Below are 19,518 nucleotides of genomic sequence, written 5' to 3' on the forward strand. Positions count from 1 at the left end.
TTGTGCGCACAGTGGGAACTCAGGCGGGCGCGACCGCGTTCGCGCGGACCACCCCCGAGTACCAGTCGGCGCTCTGCTTGGGCGTCCGTTCCTGGGTGTCGAAGTCCACGTGCACGAGCCCCCAGCGCTGCGTCATCCCCTCCGCCCACTCGAAGTTGTCGAGCAGCGACCACGCGTAGTAACCCGTCAGCCGCGCGCCGTCGCCGACCGCGCGGGCCGCCTGCTGCAGGTGGGCGCGCAGGAACTCGAGCCGCTCGGGATCGTCCGTCGACCCCTCGGGCGTGGGGTCCGGGATGCCGTTCTCGGTGATGACGAGCGGCGGCGCGTCGGGGTAGTCGATGAGCAGGTCCATGAGCAGGTCGTACAGGCCCTCGGGGTGCACCTGCTGCCACGTCGCCGCGGACGTCGGGTAGAGCGGCACCTGGTTGCCGGCGTCGTCGACCCCCGTGACCCCGTAGTACTGGACGGCGAGGACGTCGAGGGGTGCACCGACGGCCTCGAGGTCGCCGTCCTGCACCAACGCCTCGAACGCACCTGCGTCCGCCGGGAGCTGCCCGGGCTGGTTCCCGATCGCGTCCGCGGGGTAGCGCCCGAGCAGGACGGGGTCGAGGAACAGCCGGTTCTCGACGGCGTCCACGCGCACGGCGGCGGGGTCCGCCTGGCGGCTCGTCGGGTAGACGGGCAGGAGGTTGAGCGCGATGCCGATGCCTCCCACGGCCCCGCTCGCCCGGTACGCGGCGACGGCCCGGCCGTGCCCGAGCAGCTGGTGGTGCACGGCCGCCGCGGCCTGGTCGACGTCGCTGATGCCCGGCGCGTGCGAGCCCCAGCGGTAGCCGACGAACGCCGTCGTCTTCGGCTCGTTGATCGTCAGCCACGTGGCGTCGACGTCGCGCAGGGCGTCGAACACGACCGCGGCGTACTCCCCGAACCGCTCGGCCGTGTCCCGCGCCGCCCAGCCGCCGGCGTCCTGCAGCGGCTCGGGCAGGTCCCAGTGGTAGAGCGTGATGGCCGGGTGGATGTCGCGCGCCAGCAGCCCGTCCACCAGCCGCCGGTAGAAGTCGACGCCCGCCTGGTTGACCGCGCCCGAGCCCGTCGGCTGGATCCGGGGCCACGCGACGGAGAAGCGGTACGCCGGCAGGCCGAGACCCTGGATCAGGTCCAGGTCCGACTCCCAGAGCCGGTAGTGGTCGGCCGCCGGGTCTCCCGTCGAGCCGTCGCGGACCTTGCCGGGCCTCGCCGCGAACGTGTCCCAGATCGACGGCCCGCGCCCGTCCGCCGTCGTCGACCCCTCCACCTGGAACGCCGACGTCGCCGCGCCCCAGACGAACCCGTCCGGGAAGGCCATCGGCGCTGTCGGCGGCTGCCAGGTCGTGGACGCCGCCGGGGTGCTCGGTGCCGCGTCCGGGGATCCCGGCGTGCACGCGGCGAGCAGGCCCGTGGTCGCGCCGAGCTGGAGCAGCAGGCGGCGGTCGAGCACGGGACCGGGGTGCCGGTCAGGCATGGCGCTCCTCCTCGAGCGGCGGCGTGGTCGGGAGGCTCGCTCGCGCGATGAGAGCGCTCCCAGTACCCCATTCTGCCAGGTGGCACGCGGTTGAGGGTGCCACCTGGCGAACGCGCTGCGCCGAGCTCAGGGGGTCGGCGCCGGGCTCGGCGACGCGTCCGGGCCCTCCGCGCCGATCGAGGTCGTCGGCGGCGCGTCCAGGGCGGGTGCCTTCGCGAAGGGCCACGGCGGGGTGGTCGCGCTGATGCCTGCAGGGAGCACCTGGAGGCCGGAGTCGTCGTACGTGAAGCTCGACGTCGGGGCGCCCTGCAGCGGGTAGACGTTCCAGCGGTTGCGCCCGTCGGCATCCGTCCGGCTGACGAACGACCACGGCTCCGTGCCCTCCGGGAACCAGTACGGGTTCGAGCCGTTGTCGTACGTGGTGCGCACCGGGCGGCCGCGGTCGTCGTAGATCTGCACGTCCGTGAGCGGGTTGCCCTCGGCGTCGTACACGAACAGGTTGCTCACCTGCATGCCGTCGACGACGACCCCGTCGACGGGCTTGTCCTGGTAGACGGTCTGCGTGCCGCCGTCGTACTTCCCCGACTGGTAGCCAGCGACCACGATGTCCCGGTACTGCATCTGCCCCTGGAGCCAACCGAGCATCGGCACCAGCGCGACGACCGCCACCGTGCTGGCCAGCGCGGGCACCCACCGCGTCCGCGGCGAGCGCAGCCAGACGCCGCGACCGAGCTGCACGCTGACGACGACCGACGCCGCCAGCACGGACCACCCGAACGTCGACCTCGGCAGCCCGAGCGACCCAGGGTCTCGTGGACCACCGAAGAAGAGCACCGCCAGCTCGTAGCCGACCCAGCCCCGGACCAGCCACCAGACCGGCCGCAACGACACGAGGAATGCCTCGAGCGGCGCCCACCACGGCTGCGCCCGGAGGCGACCGAGCACCCACCGGCCGCCCTTGCGCAGGTCCTCGACCGGATCGCTCAGGTGCCGCCGATGCCCTCCTGTCGCCGCCGGGACGAGTCCGGCGGCGGCCCGCAGCTCCGCCGCGTAGTCCTCCGGCGGCCCGAACTGCTCCAGCAGCCCGCGCCCGTGCGCCACGTGCCGCTCGTCGGCCAGCGCGTCGGCGAGGTCCGCCTCGAGGTCGTCGGTCAGGTCCTCGACCTGTTCCGGGCCCAGGTCGCTCAGGCTCCGCCGCACCGCCGCCGCGTAGCCCGCGACGTCCAGCGCGTCCGTGGTGTCCAGCACGCTCATCGCACGCCCTCCGTCCCGAGCAGGCGGCCCATCGTGCCTGCGAACTCCTGCCAGTCCTTGCGCTGGGCCTCGAGCATGGCCCGGCCCTGGGCGTTGATCCCGTAGTACTTGCGATGCGGACCCTCGTCGCTGGGCACCACGTAGGACGTCAGGGCTCCCGACGAGTACAGCCGCCGCAGCGTGCCGTACACCGACGCGTCGCCGACCTCCTCGATGCCCGCCGACCGCAGCCGCCGGACGACGTCGTACCCGTACCCGTCCTCGTCCGCGACCACGGCGAGCACCGCCAGGTCGAGCACGCCCTTGAGCAGCTGTGTGGTGTCCATGGGGCCTCCCGGTCGACGCCCCGGCCCGCCGGCCGCCCGACCGGGCGACCGACGGCGCCGGGCCGGCTGTCTGGTGCGGGAGCCCCCTCCGGCTCCCGCAGGCGCGACGCTATTACACATTGCGCACTACCGTCCACCACGCGCCACACGACGGCGTGTCGCCGGACCGCGACGTCCGCACTCACGAGGCCCCTGGAACGCGGACGCACCTGACTCATCAACCCGGGCGTCCGCACTCGTGCAGGTCAGAGCCCGCGCGAGTGCGGACGTTGCGCACACCGACAAGCAGCGTCCGTACATCCGGTCGTCGGGGCGCTGGAACGTGCGGACGTCCGGCGAGCCACCGTGCAGCGTCCGCGAGTTCGGTCGTCGGGGCGTCCGAACGTGCGGACGTTGCGCAGACGGGTCAGCCGGTGGCGATGCTCCAGGCGATGCCGTCGAGGATGTCGTGCTCGGAGGTGATCACCTCGGTGAGCAGGCCGCCGGCGGCGGCGACGTCGTCGCGGACGCGCCGGACGACGTCGGCCCAGACCAGCGCACCCGCGCCGATCACGTCCACGCGGCCGGGGTGCATGAAGCCGAGGGCGGCCCGCTCCGCGCGCGACCGAGCCAGCAGATCGTCGCAGGCGGCGAGCACGACGTCGACCGGCAGGGCAGACCCGTCGATGACCGCGGGGTCGTAGGCCGGCAGCCCGAGGGCGTGGGCGGTCACCGTGGTGACCGAACCGGCGAGCCCCACCAGCGTCACGGTCTTGCCCAGCGGCACCACGGCCGACGCGGCGTCGAGCGCGGCGGCGACGTCGGCGTGCGCCGCCGCGATCTCGTCGGCGGTCGGCGGGTCGCTGCGCAGGTGGCGCTCGGTCATCCGCACACAGCCGACGTCCATCGAGAACGCGGCCTCGGGCGTGGTCGTGCCCAGCACCAGCTCGGTCGAGCCGCCGCCCAGGTCGACCACGAGGAACGGGCCCGGGTGGTGCGCGCCGAGCACCCCCGTGGCGCCGCGGAACGAGAGCTCGGCCTCCTCCTCGCCGGCGACGACCTCCGGCTCCACGCCCAGCGCGGCGTGCACCCCGTCGACGAAGTCCGCGCGGTTCTCGGCGTCGCGCGACGCCGACGTCGCGACGAAGCGGATCGCCTCGACGCCGAGCTCGGTGCAGATGTCGTTGTATCGGCGCGCGGCGTCGAGCGTGCGCTCCAGCGCCTCGGGGGCGATGCGGCCGGTCCGGTCGACGCCCTGGCCGAGGCGGACGACCTCCATGCGGCGGTCCAGGTCCACCAGCGTCCCGGCCTCGGGATCCACGTCCGCGACGAGGAGTCGGATGGAGTTGGTCCCGCAGTCGATGGCAGCCACACGCGTCACGCGCACATCCTCGCACCCACCAGCAGCCGTGCCGACAGGCAGGAGGCCGGCCTCCGACGCCCGCGGATCCGGTCCCCAGGTCGCGCACACCCGCGGACGTCCGAGCACAGGAGGGCTATAGCGCGCACCTGCTCGGACGTTGCGGGTGCGGAGGGCGGGACGTCCGAGGATATGAGGGCTATAGCGCGCACCTGCTCGGACGTTGCGGGTGCGGAGGGCGGGACGTCCGAGGATATGAGGGCTATAGCGCGCACCTGCTCGGACGTTGCGGGTGCGGAGCGCGGGACGTCCGAGGATATGAGGGCTATAGCGCGCACCTGCTCGGACGTTGCGGGGGTGGGGTGGGTCAGCAGGTGCAGCGGTCCGGGCGCCACTCGTCGCGGATCAGGGCCAAGGCCTCGTCGCCGATCGGGTTGACGCCCGGCCCGGCGGCCAGTGCGTGGCCGACCAGCACGTGCAGGCACTTGACGCGGGTCGGCATGCCGCCGGCCGAGATGCCCGCGATCTCGTCGACGTGGCCGAGCGCCTCGCGGTCGGCCAGGTAGGCGTCGTGTGCGCGCCGGTAGGCGGCCGCCAGCTCCTCGTCGTCGGCGAGCCGGGCCGTGAGCTCCTTCATGAGCCCACCGGCCTCGAGCGTGCTCACCGCGGCGACCGCGGGCGGGCAGGTGAGGTAGTACGTCGTCGGGAACGGGGTGCCGTCGTCCAGGCGCGGGGCCGTGCGGACGACGAGCGGGCGACCGCACACGCAGCGCGCCGCGATCCCGACGACGCCGCGCGGGGGCCGACCGAGCTGCTCGGCGAGCACCGCGAGGTCCTGGTCGGTGACGTCGTCGAAGGAAGTGGTCACAGCGGCGGTTCCGTTCGTGCGGGGGTGGGTCAGCCGCCCGCCGGGACCGTGGCGGCCGGGGTGGGCGTCCCATTGTCGCCCGAGACGGGCGTCTCGCCGGCCACCTGTACCGACTCCCACACGTTGGCGTACCAGGGCAGGGTCGAGCCCGAGTCGAGCACCGAGGCGGGTCCGTCGGCGGCGGGCGCGGTGTCGGGGACGGTTTCCGGGTCGACCACGCGGAACGCCTTCTCCCCCGGGAGCACGAACGACAGGCGCTCGCGGGCCTGCGCCGTCACATAGGCGGGGTCGTCCCAGCGCTTGAGGTCCGCCTCGAGGTCGTCGTTGCGCTGCCGGGCCGCCTCGACCTGCCCGCGCAGCTGGTCCACCTCGACGCGCTGCTGCAGGTAGGAGTGCAGGGTCGGGTACACCAGGACGAACGCGAGCAGCAGCACGCACGAGAACACCATCGCGCGCACCGTGAACAGCCGCGGCACGCGGACCTGGACGCGCTCCGCGCGCGGCGTGCCACGGGCCGGCGTCGGCGCGCTGCTGCGGGAGGCCGGCCGAGACGCGGAGGGTCGCGACGACGACGGGCGTGCCGACGACGAGGGCGCGGGACCGACCCGAGGCGTGGCGCCGGACCGCGGGGCCGACGACCGGGCGCCCGTGTTCCCGCGCGGCACGTTCGCCCCGGCGGTCGGCGTCCCGGACCGAGGGACCGCCGGGCGACGACCCGGGGCGCTCGGGGACGCCGGGCGTCGGGGGGCGGACATGGCGTCGATTCTGCCCCGGACCTCCCCGACCTCGGCGGACGTCGCTCCCCGTGGCGCGCCGGAGGCCGGCCACCCGTGGGTGACCGGCCTCCGAGGGTCGTGCGTCAGGCCTGGAACCGCGGGAAGGCGGAGCGGCCGGCGTAGCGCGCGGCGTCGTCCAGCTCCTCCTCGATGCGGAGCAGCTGGTTGTACTTGTTGATGCGCTCGCCACGGGCGGGCGCACCGGTCTTGATCTGGCCGGCGTTCGTGGCCACCGACAGGTCGGCGATCGTCGTGTCCTCGGTCTCGCCGGAGCGGTGCGAGGTCATCGTCGTGAAGCCGCTGCGCTGGGCCAGCTCGACGGCGTCGAGCGTCTCCGTCAGCGTGCCGATCTGGTTGAGCTTGACCAGCAGCGAGTTGGCGGCCTTGAGCTCGATGCCCTTGCGCAGGCGCTCCGGGTTGGTGACGAACAGGTCGTCGCCGACGATCTGCACCTTGTCGCCGATGGTGGCGACCAGGTGGGACCAGCCCTCCCACTCGTCCTCGGACAGCGGGTCCTCGATGGAGACCAACGGGTAGTCCTTCACCAGCTGCTCGTAGTAGGCCGACAGCTCCTCGTTCGAGAGCGTCTTGCCCTCGAAGTGGTAGACGCCGTCCTTGAAGAACTCGGTCGCGGCGACGTCGAGCGCGAGGCCCAGGTCGACGCCCGGCGTGAAGCCGGCCTTCTCGATGGCGACCAGGATGAGGTCGAGCGCCTCGCGGTTGCTGCCCAGGTTGGGGGCGAAGCCGCCCTCGTCGCCGAGGCCCGTCGAGAGGCCCTTGCCCTTGAGCACGGACTTGAGCGAGTGGTAGACCTCGACGCCGCTGCGGAGCGCCTCGCGGTACGTGGACGCGCCAATGGGGGCGACCATGAACTCCTGGATGTCGACGTTGGAGTCGGCGTGCGACCCACCGTTGAGGATGTTCATCATCGGGACCGGCAGCACGTGGGCGTTCGGGCCGCCGAGGTAGCGGAAGAGCGGCAGGTCGGCCGAGTCGGCGGCGGCCTTGGCCACCGCGAGCGAGACGCCGAGGATCGCGTTGGCGCCGAGCTTGCCCTTGTTGGCCGTGCCGTCGAGGTCGATCAGCGCGGCGTCGACCAGGCGCTGCTCGGTGGCCTCGAAGCCGATGAGCTCCGGAGCGATCTCGTCGATGACCGCGCTGACGGCCTCCTCGACGCCCTTGCCCAGGTAGCGGGCGGAGTCGCCGTCACGGCGCTCGACGGCCTCGAACGCGCCGGTCGAGGCACCGGAGGGGACGGCGGCGCGGGCGATGGTGCCGTCGTCGAGGGCGACCTCGACCTCGACAGTGGGGTTGCCGCGCGAGTCCAGGATCTCGCGGGCGCCGACGGCCTCGATGCTGGCCATGGGTGCTCCTTCTGAAGCGGGTGGGTTTACGACCTCACCCTACTGGCGCCGCCAGGCCGGTGCCGTGGGCCCTCCGACCTGTGGACTCGGAGCGCTGCGCCTCGATCAGCCGCGGTCGCTCGCGCCGACCTCACGCACCATCACACAGTTGCCGAGCCCCTTGGGCCGGTCGTAGGTGAAGCCCTCGCGCTCGTACATCGTGCGGGTGCCGTTGTAGAGGAACGACGAGTTCTTCTTCCGGACCCCGCTGGTGTCGTGCGGGTAGCCCTCGACCAGACCACCGCCCGCTTGCGCGATCAGCTCGACGGCTCCGCGCAGGGCGATCGACGCCAGGCCCTGACCGCGGCGGCCGCGCTCGACCTGGATGCAGGTGACCCGGAAGTCGGGCAGCCGCTCGGCCGTGGCCAGGTACTCCCTGCGGTGCTGGATGTGGGGCAGCTCCTCCGGCGAGCCGTACTCCGCCCAGGCGACCGCCAGGTCACCGTCGTAGACCTGGGCCGCGTGCGCGATACCGTCGGCGACCAGCCTCTGCTTGAGCGCCCGGTTGCCCTCCGCGCTCTGGTTCTTCTCCGCGCAGTCGGGATGGAAGTGGACGCACCAGCAGCTGGCGAACATGCCGGCGTTCCGCTCGACCAGGGCGGCGAAGTCGTCGAACGTCGTCGGCTCGAGCGCCTTGATCGTGAGGTCCGACATAGCGGCAACGTACTCCCGGCGGCGGACTGCCCCACCGCAGCGGTCAGAGCGCCAGCATGATGTGCTCGACCTGGTCCTTGGCGTCGCCGAACAGCATCGAGGTGTTGTCGCGGAAGAAGAGCGGGTTCTGCACGCCCGCGTAGCCCGTGGCCATCGAGCGCTTGAAGACGACGACCCGCGCCGCCTTCCACACCTCGAGCACGGGCATGCCGGCGATGGGCGACGACGGGTCGTCGAGCGCCGCGGGATTGACGGTGTCGTTGGCGCCGATGACGAGGACCACGTCGGTCTCCGCGAGGTCGCCGTTGATCTCGTCCATCTCCAGCACGATGTCGTACGGCACCTTGGCCTCGGCCAGCAGGACGTTCATGTGGCCGGGGAGTCGGCCCGCGACCGGGTGGACGCCGAACCGGACCTCGATCCCGCGGGCGCGCAGCTTGGCCACCAGCTCCGCCACCGGGTACTGCGCCTTGGCGACGGCCATGCCGTACCCGGGCGTGATGACCACCGTGCGGGCGTCGGCGAGCAGCTCCGCCACCTCGGGGGCCATGACCTCGTGGAACTCCCCGAGGTCGACGTCGGAGGACGCCACCGTGCCCCCCTCCGCACCGAACCCGCCGAGGATGACGGAGATGAACGACCGGTTCATGGCCGTGCACATGAGGTAGCTGAGGATCGCACCCGACGAGCCCACCAGGGCGCCGGTGACGATGAGCAGGTCGTTGCTGAGCATGAAGCCCGCGGCCGCGGCCGCCCACCCGGAGTACGAGTTGAGCATCGACACGACGACGGGCATGTCGCCGCCGCCGATCGACGCGACCAGGTGCCACCCCAGGGCGAGCGCCACGACCGTCATGAGCAGCAGCGGCACCACGCTCCCGGTGCCCAGGAACCAGACCAGGAGCCCGGCCGACGCCAGCACCATGGCGAGGTTGAGCACGTTGCGGCCCGGCAGCATGAGCGGCGCCGAGCGGATCCGCGTCGACAGCTTGAGGTAGGCGACGATCGACCCGGTGAACGTCACGGCGCCGATGAGCACGCCGAGGAAGACCTCGACCAGGTGCGCCGGGTCCGACGGCTCGGTGAGGAACGAGTTGTAGCCGACGAGCACGGCGGCGAGCCCGACGAACGAGTGCAGGACCGCGATGAGCTCGGGCATCTGCGTCATCTCGACCCGCCGCGCCTGCCACGTGCCGACGGTCGACCCGATGAGCAGCACGACGAGGATCAGCGACGCCGTGACCTCGACGGGCCGCTCGGAGCGCTGGAGGGCGAGCGCGATCGTCGCGACGAGGGCGAGCGCCATGCCCACCATGCCCGCGACGTTGCCGCGACGCGCGGTCTCCTGCTTGGACAGGCCCGCCAGGCTGAGGATGAACAGGACGGCGGCGGCGACGTAGACGGCCTGGGCCACGGTGGTGAGCACTCAGGCGTCCTTCCGGAACATGCGGATCATGCGGTTGGCGACGAGGAAGCCACCGAACACGTTGATGCTGGCGACCGAGGCGGCGATCACCGCGAGCAGGGTGACCAGCCAGCTGTCGTCGCCGATCTGCAGGAGGGCGCCGACCAGGATGATCCCCGAGATGGCGTTGGTCTGGGCCATCAGCGGCGTGTGCAGCGAGTGGCTCACGTTCGAGATGACGTAGTAGCCGACGATCACGGCCAGGACGAAGACCGTGAAGTGGCCGAGGAACGCCGTCGGCGCGAACGAGATCCCCAGCAGCACGACGACCGCGAGCAGGGCGAGGACGACCGACCGCCGCTGGCGTCGGCGGGTCTTGTCCTGCAGGAGCGCGACCGCTGCGGCGGCCCGCTCCTCGTCGGTGGGCCCGGCGGTCGCGGCTGGCGCGGCCGAGACCTGGACGGGCGGTGGTGGCCACAGGACCACGCCGTCGTGCGTGACCGCCATGCCGCGCTGCACGGGGTCGTCGAGGTCCAGCACGAGCTCGCCGTCCTTGCCCGGGGTGAGCAGCTGGAGCAGGTGGACGATGTTGGTGCCGAACAGCTGGGAGGTGTGCTGCGGCATCCGGCTGGTCAGGTCGGTGTAGCCGACGATCGTCACGCCGCCGTCGGTCACGACGACCTGGCCGGGGACCGTGAGCTCGCAGTTGCCGCCGCCCGAGGCCGCGAGGTCGATGATCACGCTGCCGGGCCGCATCCCGGCGACCATCGCCGCGGTGATCGTCGTCGGCGCCTGCCCGCGGACGAGGGCGGTCGTGATGACGATGTCCGCGTCGGCGGTCTCGGCGGCGTACATCTGCGCCGTGAGCCGCTCCTGCTCCCGCGTCAGGGCGCTGGCGTAGCCGTCGGCGCTGACCGCCTGCTGCGCCGCTTCGGCCTGCACGAACGTCGCGCCCATCGACTCGATCTGCTCGCCGACCTCGGGCCGGACGTCGAACGCGCGGACGCGGGCACCCATGCTCCCGGCCGTGCCGATCGCCGCGAGCCCGGCCACGCCCGCCCCGATCACGAACACCCGGGCCGGCGGCGTCTTGCCCGCCGCGGTGACCTGTCCGGTGAACATGCCGCCGTAGGCCTCGGCGGCCTCGACGACCGCCCGGTAGCCCGCGACGTTGGACATCGTGCTCAGCACGTCCAGGGCCTGCGCCCGCGAGATGCGCGGCACCGCGTCGAGCGCGAGCGCCGTGACGCCCCCCGCATGCAGGCTCTCCACCAGGGCAGGTGCCGACGCCGGCGCGAGCATCGCGACCAGCGTCGCGCCCGGGCGAAGCATCCCGACCTCGTCGTCGGTCGGCGCGTTGACCTTGGTGACGACGTCGCTCGCCCACACCGTCGCCACGTCCCCGATCGTGGCGCCGGCCGCCTCGTACGCCTCGGCGCGGAACGTCGCGGCGTCGCCGGCTCCGCGCTGGACGACCACGTCGTAGCCGAGGCCGACCAGCTGGGCCACCGTCTTCGGGGTCGCCGCCACGAGCCTCTCGCCGGCCCGGCTCTCGGTCGGGATGCCGATGCGCATCGCTGCGGTCCTCCGTGGTCGGTGGTCGGGTCGTGGCGACGTCGCCGTGGCGCTCATCATGGCGGCCACGGGCAGGCTACGGGCGCGAATGCGTCCTCGGCAAGCGCTTTCCTTCCGTCTTTCGGACGAACCGCCGAACCTCTGTCAGGGCCGGCCGGCCGCCTCCCCGGCCCGAAGGTCCTGCTCCCACGCCGCCGCCGTCCGGCGCAGCTCGCCCTCGGCGTCGAGCCCGGCGGCCTGCGCCTCGAGCACCAGCGCGAGCAGCCGTTCGCCGAGCCCGTCGCCCGCAGGCGCCTCCGTCGCGAGTCCTGCCCTGCCCGCCCGGCCGGCGATCTTCTGCGCACGCGCCAGCGCACCGAGCGCCACCGGCACCCCGTCGAGCGCCGACGCCCGCTGCTTCTCGGCGTTCTTCAGCCGGTCCCACTGGACATGCACGTCGCCGTCCAGCGGCGCGTCCTCGAACACGTGCGGGTGCCGCCGGACCAGCTTGGCGACGAGGTCCGCCGCCACGTCGTCGACGTCGAACGGGTCGGTCGGGTGCTCGGTGGCGATGCGGGCGTGGAACACCACCTGGAGCAGCAGGTCGCCGAGCTCCTCGCGCAGCCCCGGGCGGTCGTCGGTCTCGATCGCCTCGGCCAGCTCGTACGCCTCCTCGAGCGCGTACGGCACCAGAGACTCGTGCGTCTGCTGGGCGTCCCACGGGCAGCCGCCGGGCGAGCGCAGGCGGTCCATCACGCGCACGAGCGCGCGCAGGGAGTCCGCCTCGGTCACGACGCCGAAGGCGCGGGGGTCGGCGCGGGCGTGGCGCCGTCCGTCGGGGCTGCGGCCTTCGGCTTGACCAGCCACGGCGCCGGCGTCGGGTCAGCCACCTGGTTGCCGTCGCTCAGCGAGCCGAACCGCGGGTTCACGTCGACGTCGAGCGCGCGCAGGCGCTCGTCGATCTCGGTCCCCACGTCCTTCGCGTCCGGCAGGCCCTGCAGGTTCGTGTACGCGATCGAGTACTTGGCCACCGCCAGCGACGGGTCGGTGAACGTGGCGGTCGCACCCTTGACCTTCTGCTGCACGACCGAGTCGAGCAGCGCCTGGGCGTCCTCGTCGGAGACCCCGACGCCCTTCTCCTCGGCCAGCTCGACGACGGTCGGCTCCTGCACGAGGACCGCCAGCACGTTCGTCGTCGTGACGCCCTGGAAGTACGGCGCCAGCTCGGTCAGCGCGGCGTGCACGTCCGCCGTGGGGATCGCCGTCCCGTCGACCACCGCGGCGGCGCCGGGCTGCCCGGTGCACCCCGCGAGGGTCACCGTCGTCGCGAGCGCGACCAGCACACCCGTTGCCCGCACTCCCGCACGCCACTGCACCGCCACCAGGGACCTCCCGCGTCGTCGCTCGTCGATCGGGGTCATCGTAGGGCCCTCACCTGCGAGCCGTGCCCACCTCGGCCGCCACGGCCACGTCCCCCCGGACCACGGCGTCGATGAACTGCTTCGCCCAGAGCATCACCTCGCGGCCCTGCACCGGCTTGCCGCCGATCCGCGCGGTCATCGGCCACGGCACGAGCACCGTCCGGACGGCCGGCTTGAGCACCGCTCCCGGGTACAGCCGCTTGAGCCGCAGCTGCGCCGACTCCGGCAGGTCGACCGGCGCGAACCGGATGAACTTGCCCTGCGCGGTGACGTCCGACAGGCCCGACGCCCGCACGTGCAGGCGGAACTCCGCCACCTCGAACAGGTTGTCGACGGCCGCCGGCACCGGCCCGTAGCGGTCGACCAGCTCGGCCCGGACGTCGCCGAGGGTCGCCGTGTCCAGGGCCGCCGCGATCTTCCGGTACGCCTCGAGCCGCAGGCGCTCGTGCGCGATGTAGTCGTGCGGGATGTGCGCGTCGACGGGCAGCTCGATGGTGACGTCGGGCACCTCCTCCTCGACGTCCCCCCGGAAGTTCGCGACGGCCTCCCCCACCATGCGGATGTAGAGGTCGAACCCGACGCCCTCGATGTGCCCGGACTGCTCGCCGCCCAGCAGGTTGCCGGCGCCACGGATCTCGAGGTCCTTCATGGCGACCGCCATGCCGGCCCCGAGGTCGGTGTTCGCCGCGATCGTCTGCAGCCGGTCGTGCGCCGTCTCGGTGAGCGGCTTCTCCGGCGGGTAGAGGAAGTAGGAGTACGCCCGCTCGCGCCCGCGACCCACACGCCCGCGGAGCTGGTGCAGCTGGGAGAGGCCGAGCAGATCGGCGCGCTCGAGGATCAGGGTGTTCGCGTTGGAGATGTCCAGGCCCGTCTCGACGATGGTCGTGCAGACCAGCACGTCGAACCGCTTCTCCCAGAAGTCGACGATGACCTGCTCGAGCTGGTGCTCGTTCATCTTCCCGTGGGCCACGGCGACGCGGGCCTCGGGCACCAGCTCCATCAGCCGGGACGCCGTCCGCTCGATCGAGTCGACCTTGTTGTGCACGTAGAACACCTGGCCCTCGCGCAGCAGCTCACGCCGGATCGCCGCGCTGATCTGCTTCTCGTCGTACGCGCCGACGAACGTCAGGACCGGGTGCCGCTCCTCGGGCGGGGTGGCCAGAGTCGACATCTCCCGGATCCCCGTGACCGCCATCTCGAGCGTGCGCGGGATGGGGGTCGCGCTCATGGCCAGCACGTCGACGTTGGTGCGCAGCGCCTTGAGCGTCTCCTTGTGCTCGACGCCGAACCGCTGCTCCTCGTCGATGACCACGAGCCCGAGGTCCTTGAACCGCACCTCACCCGTGATGAGGCGGTGCGTGCCGATGACGACGTCGACCGTCCCGTCGGACAGGCCCGCGACGACCTCCTTCGACTCCTTCGGCGTCTGGAACCGGCTGAGCGCCTTCACCGTCACCGGGAACGCGCTGTACCGCTCGCTGAAGGTGTCGAGGTGCTGCTGCACCAGCAGCGTCGTCGGCACCAGGATGGCCACCTGCTTGCCGTCCTGCACCGCCTTGAACGCCGCCCGCACCGCGATCTCCGTCTTGCCGTAGCCGACGTCGCCACAGACCAGGCGGTCCATCGGGATCGGCTTCTCCATGTCGGCCTTGACCTCGTCGATCGTGGCCGCCTGGTCGGGCGTCTCGACGTAGGCGAACGCGTCCTCCAGCTCGCGCTGCCAGGGAGTGTCCGGGCCGAACGCGTGCCCCGCCGTCGCCATCCGCGCCGAGTACAGCCGGATGAGCTCCGCGGCGATCTCCTTGACCGCCTTCTTGGCGCGGCCCTTGGTCTTCGCCCAGTCGCCGCCGCCCATCTTCGACAGCGACGGCGACTCGCCGCCCACGTACTTGGTCACCTGGTCCAGCTGGTCGCTGGGCACGAAGAGCCGGTCCCCGGGCTGGCCGCGCTTGCTGCTGGCGTACTCGATCACCAGGTACTCGCGGGTCGCGGCGTTGGCACCCGTGCCGATGGTCCGCTGGACCAGCTCGACGAACCGCCCGACGCCGTGCTGCTCGTGCACCACGTAGTCGTGCGGACGCAGCTGCAGCGGGTCGACGACGTTGCGACGACGGCTCGGCATCCTGCGCATGTCCCGCGTGCTCGTCCCGGCGCGGCCGGTGAGGTCCGACTCCGAGAACACGGCCAGGTGCAGCGGCTCGGCGACGAAGCCGGGGCCGACGGGCGCGGGCACGACGAGGACGACGCCGCCCTCGGGCTCGTCGGTGATGGTGGCCACCAGCCGGGCCGGCACCTCGGCGGCCTTGAGCTGCTCGACCATGCGCTGCGCCGGGCCGTGCCCCTCGGTCGCCAGCACCAGCCGCCAGCCCCCCTGCTGGAGCGTCCGCACGTCGGCGACCGCGCGCGCCACCTCCCCGCGGTACCGCTCCACGTCCCGCGCACCGATCACGACGGTGCGCGCGGTCGCTGCGAGGTCGTCGGCCATCGGCTGGACCTGGCCCGGCGCGAGGTTGCGCGCCGCGGTGTGGCCCGCGCCCGTGGACCCCTCGTAGAAGTCGTCGGGCTTCGCGGCCTCCGTGGCGTCCACGTCGAGGGAGAACGGCGAGAGCGTCCACCAGCCGAGCCCGCGCACGGCCGAGAGCGCGCGGATCTCCGCGAACGAGGCGAAGCTCGCCGCGGACAGGTCCAGGGGTGTCGCCGCCCCGGCCGCGGCCGACGTCCACGCGGCCTCGAGGAACTCCTGCGTGGTCGCGACGAGGTCGTGCGCCCGCCGCCGGACGCGCTCCGGGTCGACCAGCACCATCAGGGCGTCGTCGGGCACCAGGTCCAGCACCGGCACCATGTGGTCGACGAGCGCCGGCGCCAGGGACTCCATGCCCTCGACCGCGATGCCCTGCGCCAGCTTGTCCAGCATGTCGGTGGCGCCGGGCAGCTGCGGGATCAGCTCCGTGGCACGCGCGCGCACGGCGTCGGTGAGCAGGATCTCCCGGCACGGCGGGGCCCACACGCCGTGGTCGGCCACCTCGAGGCTGCGCTGGTCAGCGATCGAGAACCAGCGGATCTCCTCGACGTCCTCGCCCCAGAGCTCGACCCGCAGGGGGTGGTCCTCGGTGGGCGGGAACACGTCGATGATCCCGCCGCGCACCGCGAACTCGCCGCGCTTCTCCACCATGTCCACGCGCGTGTAGGCCGCCGCGACGAGCCGCTCCGCCAGGTCCGCGAGGTCGACGCGGTCGCCGGTGCTGATGGCCACCGGCTCGAGCTCGCCCAGGCCCTCGACCACCGGCTGCAGCAGCGCGCGCACCGGGAGCACCAGGACGCGGACCGGACCGGCGTGGCCCTCGGTCTCGGGGTGGGCCAGCCGCCGGAACACCGCCAGCCGGCGGGCCACCGTGTCGCTGCGCGGCGAGAGCCGCTCGTGCGGCAGCGTCTCCCACGACGGCAGGACCGCGACGTCGTCGGCCGGCAGGTAGCAGCGGACGGCGGCGGCGAGCTCGTCCGCGTCCCGGCCCGTGGCGGTCACGACGACCAGCGGACGACCCGACGCCAGCGCCGCGAGCAGCGGCGGACGCACCCCGGCCGGGCCTACGACGTCGAGCTCGCCGCGCGCGCGGACGGACTCCACGGCCGCGGTGGCGGCCGGGTCGGCGAGCAGGGCGGGCAGGAGGCCGGTGAGGTCCATGAGGTCCTTCGTCGTTCGGCGAGACACGCGCGGGCAGGCCTGCGCACAGTCACAGGCAACGCGAACGCCCCGATTCCAGGAGGAGCCGGGGTGCGCGAGAAGTCTACGTCCGCCCTCCGACATCACCCGGGCCGAGGCGAACGGCGCTCGACCCGTCGGATGAGGCGGCCGAGCAGGTGGTCGACAGGGGCCGGACGTCGAGGACGCGTCGGGAGCCAGGCACCCGTCCGTCGACCATGTCGTGACCCGCCTCATTCGGCGGAATGAGGCGGCTCAGCACATGGTCAACACCGGCCGACCAGGTGAACCCCGTCGGCGAGACGCGCTCAGCGGTCGCGGGCGACGCATGAGGCGTGAGACGGCCGCAGTCCGGCGCCGGTGGCGTCGGGTGACCCGCCCGGTCAGACGGCGGCGGCCTCCGGTGCGGTGCCCTCGCCCAGGAGCTCGAGCGCGCGGCGCAGCTGCGTGGACGACGTGTGCACCGTGTACGGGAAGTAGATGACGCGGACGCCGACCTCGGCCATCGACCCCTCGAGGGCCAGACCCTTGGCGGTCCCCCGCCAGTCGTCCCCCTTGAAGATGACGTCGAACCGCACGTGGTCCCAGGCCTCGCGCTTGGAGCCCCAGACCTCTGCCACGGCCTCGTCGACGATCGAGAGCGCCGAGACGACCTCGAGGCGCTCGGCGAGCGGGACGACCGGCGCCTTGCCCTTGACGCGCTCGGCGTTCTCGTCGGAGACGACGCCGGCGATGAGATAGTCGCAGTGCTGGCGGGCGTGCCGCAGGATGTTGAGGTGCCCCACGTGGAAGAGGTCGTAGACCCCGGGCGCATAACCGACGACCGTCATGTGCGTCCTTCCTCTCGACCTGACCCTCGACCGTGGTGCCGAGTCTAGGAACGCTCGTCCGAATTGTCCGCCCTTCTCCACAAAAGTCACCCGCGCGCCCGGGACCACCCGTTCGGGTACGCCTGAGCGGGCGAAATCTGCACAGGGGTGGTAGCGAGATGTCCGCATTGGGGTACTTTCGACGTGCTCCCCGGTCGGCTCCTGGCCGTTCATGTCCCGTACACCCCGAGGTCAGGAGGATCTGCCGATGACGAGAACGGTGCGGATCCTCGGCACGCACGGCGTCCCGGCCGCGTACGGCGGCTTCGAGACCGCCGCCGAGAACGTCGCGCGCCACCTCGTCGACAACGGGTGGCGCGTCGTCGTCTACTGCCAGGAACCCGGCACCGGACCGGTGCGCTACGACACGTGGGACGGCATCGAGCGGGTGACGATCCCCGAGCCCCGCGACGGCTGGCTGGGCACGTCCCGCTTCGACCTCAAGGTCATCCGTCACGCGGCGCGGTACGGCGACCTCTGCCTGACCTTCGGCTACAACACGGCCGTGCTGAACACGTGGCACAAGCTCCGGGGCATCCCCACGGTCATCAACATGGACGGGATCGAGTGGTCCCGGGCGCGCTGGGGGCCGGTGCGGCAGGCGATCCTGTGGACCAACGAGCGGATCGGGTGCCTGGTGGGCGACGCCCTGATCGCCGACCACCCCGAGATCGCCGTCTACCTGCGCAAGCACGCCAAGGACCGCAAGATCGCCACCATCACGTACGGCGCGCCCACCGTGGACTCGGCGCCGACCACCCCCGTCACCGACCGCGGCCTCGAGCCCGGTCGCTACCTGACGCTCATCGCGCGTCCGATCCCGGAGAACTCCATCGTCGAGCTGCTCACCGCCTTCTCCCGCCGGCCCCGCGGCGTCCGTCTCGCGGTGCTGGGCGACGTCGGCCACGACGACCCGTACCACCAGGCCATCCGGGCGGCCGCGGGCGACGAGGTCGACCTGCTCGGCCCTGTCTACGACCCGGCGACGGTGACGGCGCTGCGCTTCCACAGCGCGGCCTACCTGCACGGGCACACGGTCGGCGGCACCAACCCCTCCTTGGTCGAGGCGCTGGGTGCCGGCAACCCGGTGCTCGCGCACGACAACGAGTACAACCGGTGGACCGCGGGCGACGCGGCGCTCTTCTTCACGGGGGTCGACGACGCCGACGAGGCGCTGACCCGGCTGCTGGCGGACGACGCGCTGCGGACCGAGCTGGGCGAGAACGCGCGCAAGCGGCACGCGGCGGAGTTCACCTGGGCGCACGTGGCCGGCCAGTACGAGGAGCTGCTCGAACGGCACCTGCCCGCCAAGGACCGCGCTCGGCGACAGGGGGTCGCGGCATGATCCGCGTCGGCATCGTCGGCCTCGGCAAGATGGGCCTGTCCCACCTGGCCATGTTCAACGCGCACCCGGACGTCACGCTCGCCGGCGTGTGCGACACCTCGGCGTACGTGCTCTCGGTGCTCGGCAAGAACACGGGCATGACCACCTACACCGACTACGACACGATGCTCGAGAAGGCGAACCTCGACGCGGTCGTCATCTGCACGCCGTCCGTGATGCACGGCGCCCAGGTGTCCGCCGCGCTGGACCGCGGGTTGCACGTGTTCTGCGAGAAGCCGTTCTGCCTCGACCCGGCCGAGTCCGACGCGCTCGCCGTGCGGGCCGAGAAGCTCGGACTGGTCACGCAGGTCGGCTACCACTACCGGTTCGTCGGCGCGTTCGAGGAGGTCCACCGGCTGCTCGACGCCGGGGCCATCGGGACGGTCACGCACGTGCTGGCCGAGGCCTACGGGCCCGTCGTGCTCAAGCCGAAGGGTGCCACCTGGCGCAGCAAGCGGACCGAGGGCGGCGGTTGCCTGTACGACTACGCGGCGCACCCGCTCAACCTGCTGACCTGGTACTTCGGGCTGCCGACGGGGGTGAGCGGCTCGGTCCTGGCCCGCGTCTTCTCGGGCGAGACGGACGACGAGGTCACCTCGACCCTGCACCTGGCGACCGGAGCCACCGCGACGCTCAGCGTGAGCTGGAGCGACGAGTCGCAACGCAAGATGACCACCAAGCTCACCCTGTGGGGCACGCACGGCAGGATCTTCGTCGACCGCCAGGAGGTGCAGGTGTACCTGCGCGACACGGCCGAGGTGCCCCCGGGCTACGAGCAGGGCTGGAACGTCCGCTACACCACCGACCTCACGGAGCCGGTCTGGTTCTACGTGCGCGGCGAGGAGTACAGCAGCCAGATCGACGCGTTCGTGCAGCGGGTGGTCACGGGGACGACGAAGGGCGAGAACTCGTTCCGGTCGGCCGCGGACACCGACCTGGTGATCGCCGCGATCGTGGCCGACGCCGAGAAGCCCCCGACCCCCGTGGGCGGCGCGCAGCCGGTCCGCAGGGCCCCCGCCCCGCCGGCCCGCACCGGGCTGCGCCGACTGCTCCCGCAGCGGTGA

Annotated in this window: 16 protein-coding genes; 2 read left to right on the forward strand and 14 right to left on the reverse strand. The window is 72.6% G+C overall.

Annotated features, from left to right (window positions below; genetic code table 11):
* Positions 1–19: 19 nt before the first annotated feature.
* From AC1DT4_RS09205 to AC1DT4_RS09270, 14 genes are all read right to left on the reverse strand, one after another.
* A complete protein-coding gene (locus tag AC1DT4_RS09205; RefSeq protein WP_477089480.1) occupies positions 20–1,501 on the reverse strand; it encodes a GH1 family beta-glucosidase in 1,482 nt (493 codons plus the stop codon).
* A gap of 126 nt (positions 1,502–1,627) precedes the next feature.
* Positions 1,628–2,755, reverse strand: coding sequence for an HAAS signaling domain-containing protein (locus AC1DT4_RS09210; RefSeq protein WP_477089481.1), 1,128 nt, complete (start codon positions 2,753–2,755; stop codon positions 1,628–1,630).
* Positions 2,752–3,081, reverse strand: coding sequence for a PadR family transcriptional regulator (locus AC1DT4_RS09215; RefSeq protein ID WP_370503531.1), 330 nt, complete (start codon positions 3,079–3,081; stop codon positions 2,752–2,754). Before AC1DT4_RS09215 ends, AC1DT4_RS09210 begins: the two co-directional genes overlap by 4 nt.
* A gap of 406 nt (positions 3,082–3,487) precedes the next feature.
* Positions 3,488–4,441, reverse strand: a complete 954-nt coding sequence (locus AC1DT4_RS09220; protein WP_477089482.1) for a Ppx/GppA phosphatase family protein — start codon at positions 4,439–4,441, stop codon at positions 3,488–3,490.
* Positions 4,442–4,787: 346 nt separating this feature from the next.
* Positions 4,788–5,288: a DUF501 domain-containing protein gene (locus tag AC1DT4_RS09225; RefSeq protein WP_477089483.1), complete on the reverse strand. Its 501-nt coding sequence runs from the start codon at positions 5,286–5,288 to the stop codon at positions 4,788–4,790.
* Positions 5,289–5,317: 29 nt separating this feature from the next.
* Positions 5,318–5,764: an FtsB family cell division protein gene (locus AC1DT4_RS09230; protein WP_477089484.1), complete on the reverse strand. Its 447-nt coding sequence runs from the start codon at positions 5,762–5,764 to the stop codon at positions 5,318–5,320.
* Between the two features lie 383 nt (positions 5,765–6,147).
* On the reverse strand, positions 6,148–7,428 hold the full coding sequence (gene eno, locus AC1DT4_RS09235) for a phosphopyruvate hydratase (RefSeq protein WP_477089485.1): 1,281 nt from the start codon (positions 7,426–7,428) through the stop codon (positions 6,148–6,150).
* A 105-nt stretch (positions 7,429–7,533) separates the two neighbouring features.
* A complete protein-coding gene (locus AC1DT4_RS09240) occupies positions 7,534–8,121 on the reverse strand; it encodes a GNAT family N-acetyltransferase (protein ID WP_477089486.1) in 588 nt (195 codons plus the stop codon).
* Positions 8,122–8,164: 43 nt separating this feature from the next.
* On the reverse strand, positions 8,165–9,547 hold the full coding sequence (gene pntB / locus AC1DT4_RS09245) for a Re/Si-specific NAD(P)(+) transhydrogenase subunit beta (protein ID WP_477089487.1): 1,383 nt from the start codon (positions 9,545–9,547) through the stop codon (positions 8,165–8,167).
* Positions 9,548–11,101: a Re/Si-specific NAD(P)(+) transhydrogenase subunit alpha gene (locus AC1DT4_RS09250; RefSeq protein ID WP_477089488.1), complete on the reverse strand. Its 1,554-nt coding sequence runs from the start codon at positions 11,099–11,101 to the stop codon at positions 9,548–9,550.
* Between the two features lie 144 nt (positions 11,102–11,245).
* Positions 11,246–11,872 (reverse strand): nucleoside triphosphate pyrophosphohydrolase, encoded by a 627-nt coding sequence (locus tag AC1DT4_RS09255; protein ID WP_477089489.1) that lies wholly within the window; start codon positions 11,870–11,872, stop codon positions 11,246–11,248.
* A complete protein-coding gene (locus tag AC1DT4_RS09260; RefSeq protein ID WP_477089490.1) occupies positions 11,869–12,501 on the reverse strand; it encodes a SurA N-terminal domain-containing protein in 633 nt (210 codons plus the stop codon). The genes AC1DT4_RS09255 and AC1DT4_RS09260 overlap by 4 nt, the downstream gene beginning before the upstream one ends.
* A 10-nt stretch (positions 12,502–12,511) precedes the next feature.
* Positions 12,512–16,183 (reverse strand): transcription-repair coupling factor, encoded by a 3,672-nt coding sequence (mfd, locus tag AC1DT4_RS09265; RefSeq protein ID WP_477089491.1) that lies wholly within the window; start codon positions 16,181–16,183, stop codon positions 12,512–12,514.
* A 401-nt stretch (positions 16,184–16,584) separates the two neighbouring features.
* On the reverse strand, positions 16,585–17,031 hold the full coding sequence (locus AC1DT4_RS09270) for an FAD synthase family protein (protein ID WP_477089492.1): 447 nt from the start codon (positions 17,029–17,031) through the stop codon (positions 16,585–16,587).
* 247 nt (positions 17,032–17,278) lie between these two features.
* Here AC1DT4_RS09270 and AC1DT4_RS09275 point away from each other — a divergent pair, with 247 nt between their 5' ends.
* Together AC1DT4_RS09275 and AC1DT4_RS09280 are read left to right on the forward strand one after the other, a co-directional pair.
* Positions 17,279–18,415 carry a DUF1972 domain-containing protein gene (locus tag AC1DT4_RS09275; RefSeq protein ID WP_477089493.1) on the forward strand — a complete coding sequence of 379 codons (1,137 nt, stop codon included), beginning with the start codon at positions 17,279–17,281 and terminating at the stop codon, positions 18,413–18,415.
* Positions 18,412–19,518, forward strand: a complete 1,107-nt coding sequence (locus tag AC1DT4_RS09280) for a Gfo/Idh/MocA family protein (protein WP_477089494.1) — start codon at positions 18,412–18,414, stop codon at positions 19,516–19,518. The genes AC1DT4_RS09275 and AC1DT4_RS09280 overlap by 4 nt, the downstream gene beginning before the upstream one ends.

The sequence above is a fragment of the Cellulomonas sp. P4_D11 genome (assembly GCF_056401915.1).

Coding starts and splice junctions, on each gene's coding strand:
- AC1DT4_RS09205 (WP_477089480.1), bottom strand. CDS start 1,501: ATGCCTGACCGGCACCCCGGTCCCGTGCTCGACCGCCGCCTGCTGCTC.
- AC1DT4_RS09210 (WP_477089481.1), bottom strand. CDS start 2,755: ATGAGCGTGCTGGACACCACGGACGCGCTGGACGTCGCGGGCTACGCG.
- AC1DT4_RS09215 (WP_370503531.1), bottom strand. CDS start 3,081: ATGGACACCACACAGCTGCTCAAGGGCGTGCTCGACCTGGCGGTGCTC.
- eno (WP_477089485.1), bottom strand. CDS start 7,428: ATGGCCAGCATCGAGGCCGTCGGCGCCCGCGAGATCCTGGACTCGCGC.
- AC1DT4_RS09240 (WP_477089486.1), bottom strand. CDS start 8,121: ATGTCGGACCTCACGATCAAGGCGCTCGAGCCGACGACGTTCGACGAC.
- AC1DT4_RS09250 (WP_477089488.1), bottom strand. CDS start 11,101: ATGCGCATCGGCATCCCGACCGAGAGCCGGGCCGGCGAGAGGCTCGTG.
- AC1DT4_RS09260 (WP_477089490.1), bottom strand. CDS start 12,501: ATGACCCCGATCGACGAGCGACGACGCGGGAGGTCCCTGGTGGCGGTG.
- mfd (WP_477089491.1), bottom strand. CDS start 16,183: ATGGACCTCACCGGCCTCCTGCCCGCCCTGCTCGCCGACCCGGCCGCC.
- AC1DT4_RS09270 (WP_477089492.1), bottom strand. CDS start 17,031: ATGACGGTCGTCGGTTATGCGCCCGGGGTCTACGACCTCTTCCACGTG.
- AC1DT4_RS09275 (WP_477089493.1), top strand. CDS start 17,279: ATGACGAGAACGGTGCGGATCCTCGGCACGCACGGCGTCCCGGCCGCG.
- AC1DT4_RS09280 (WP_477089494.1), top strand. CDS start 18,412: ATGATCCGCGTCGGCATCGTCGGCCTCGGCAAGATGGGCCTGTCCCAC.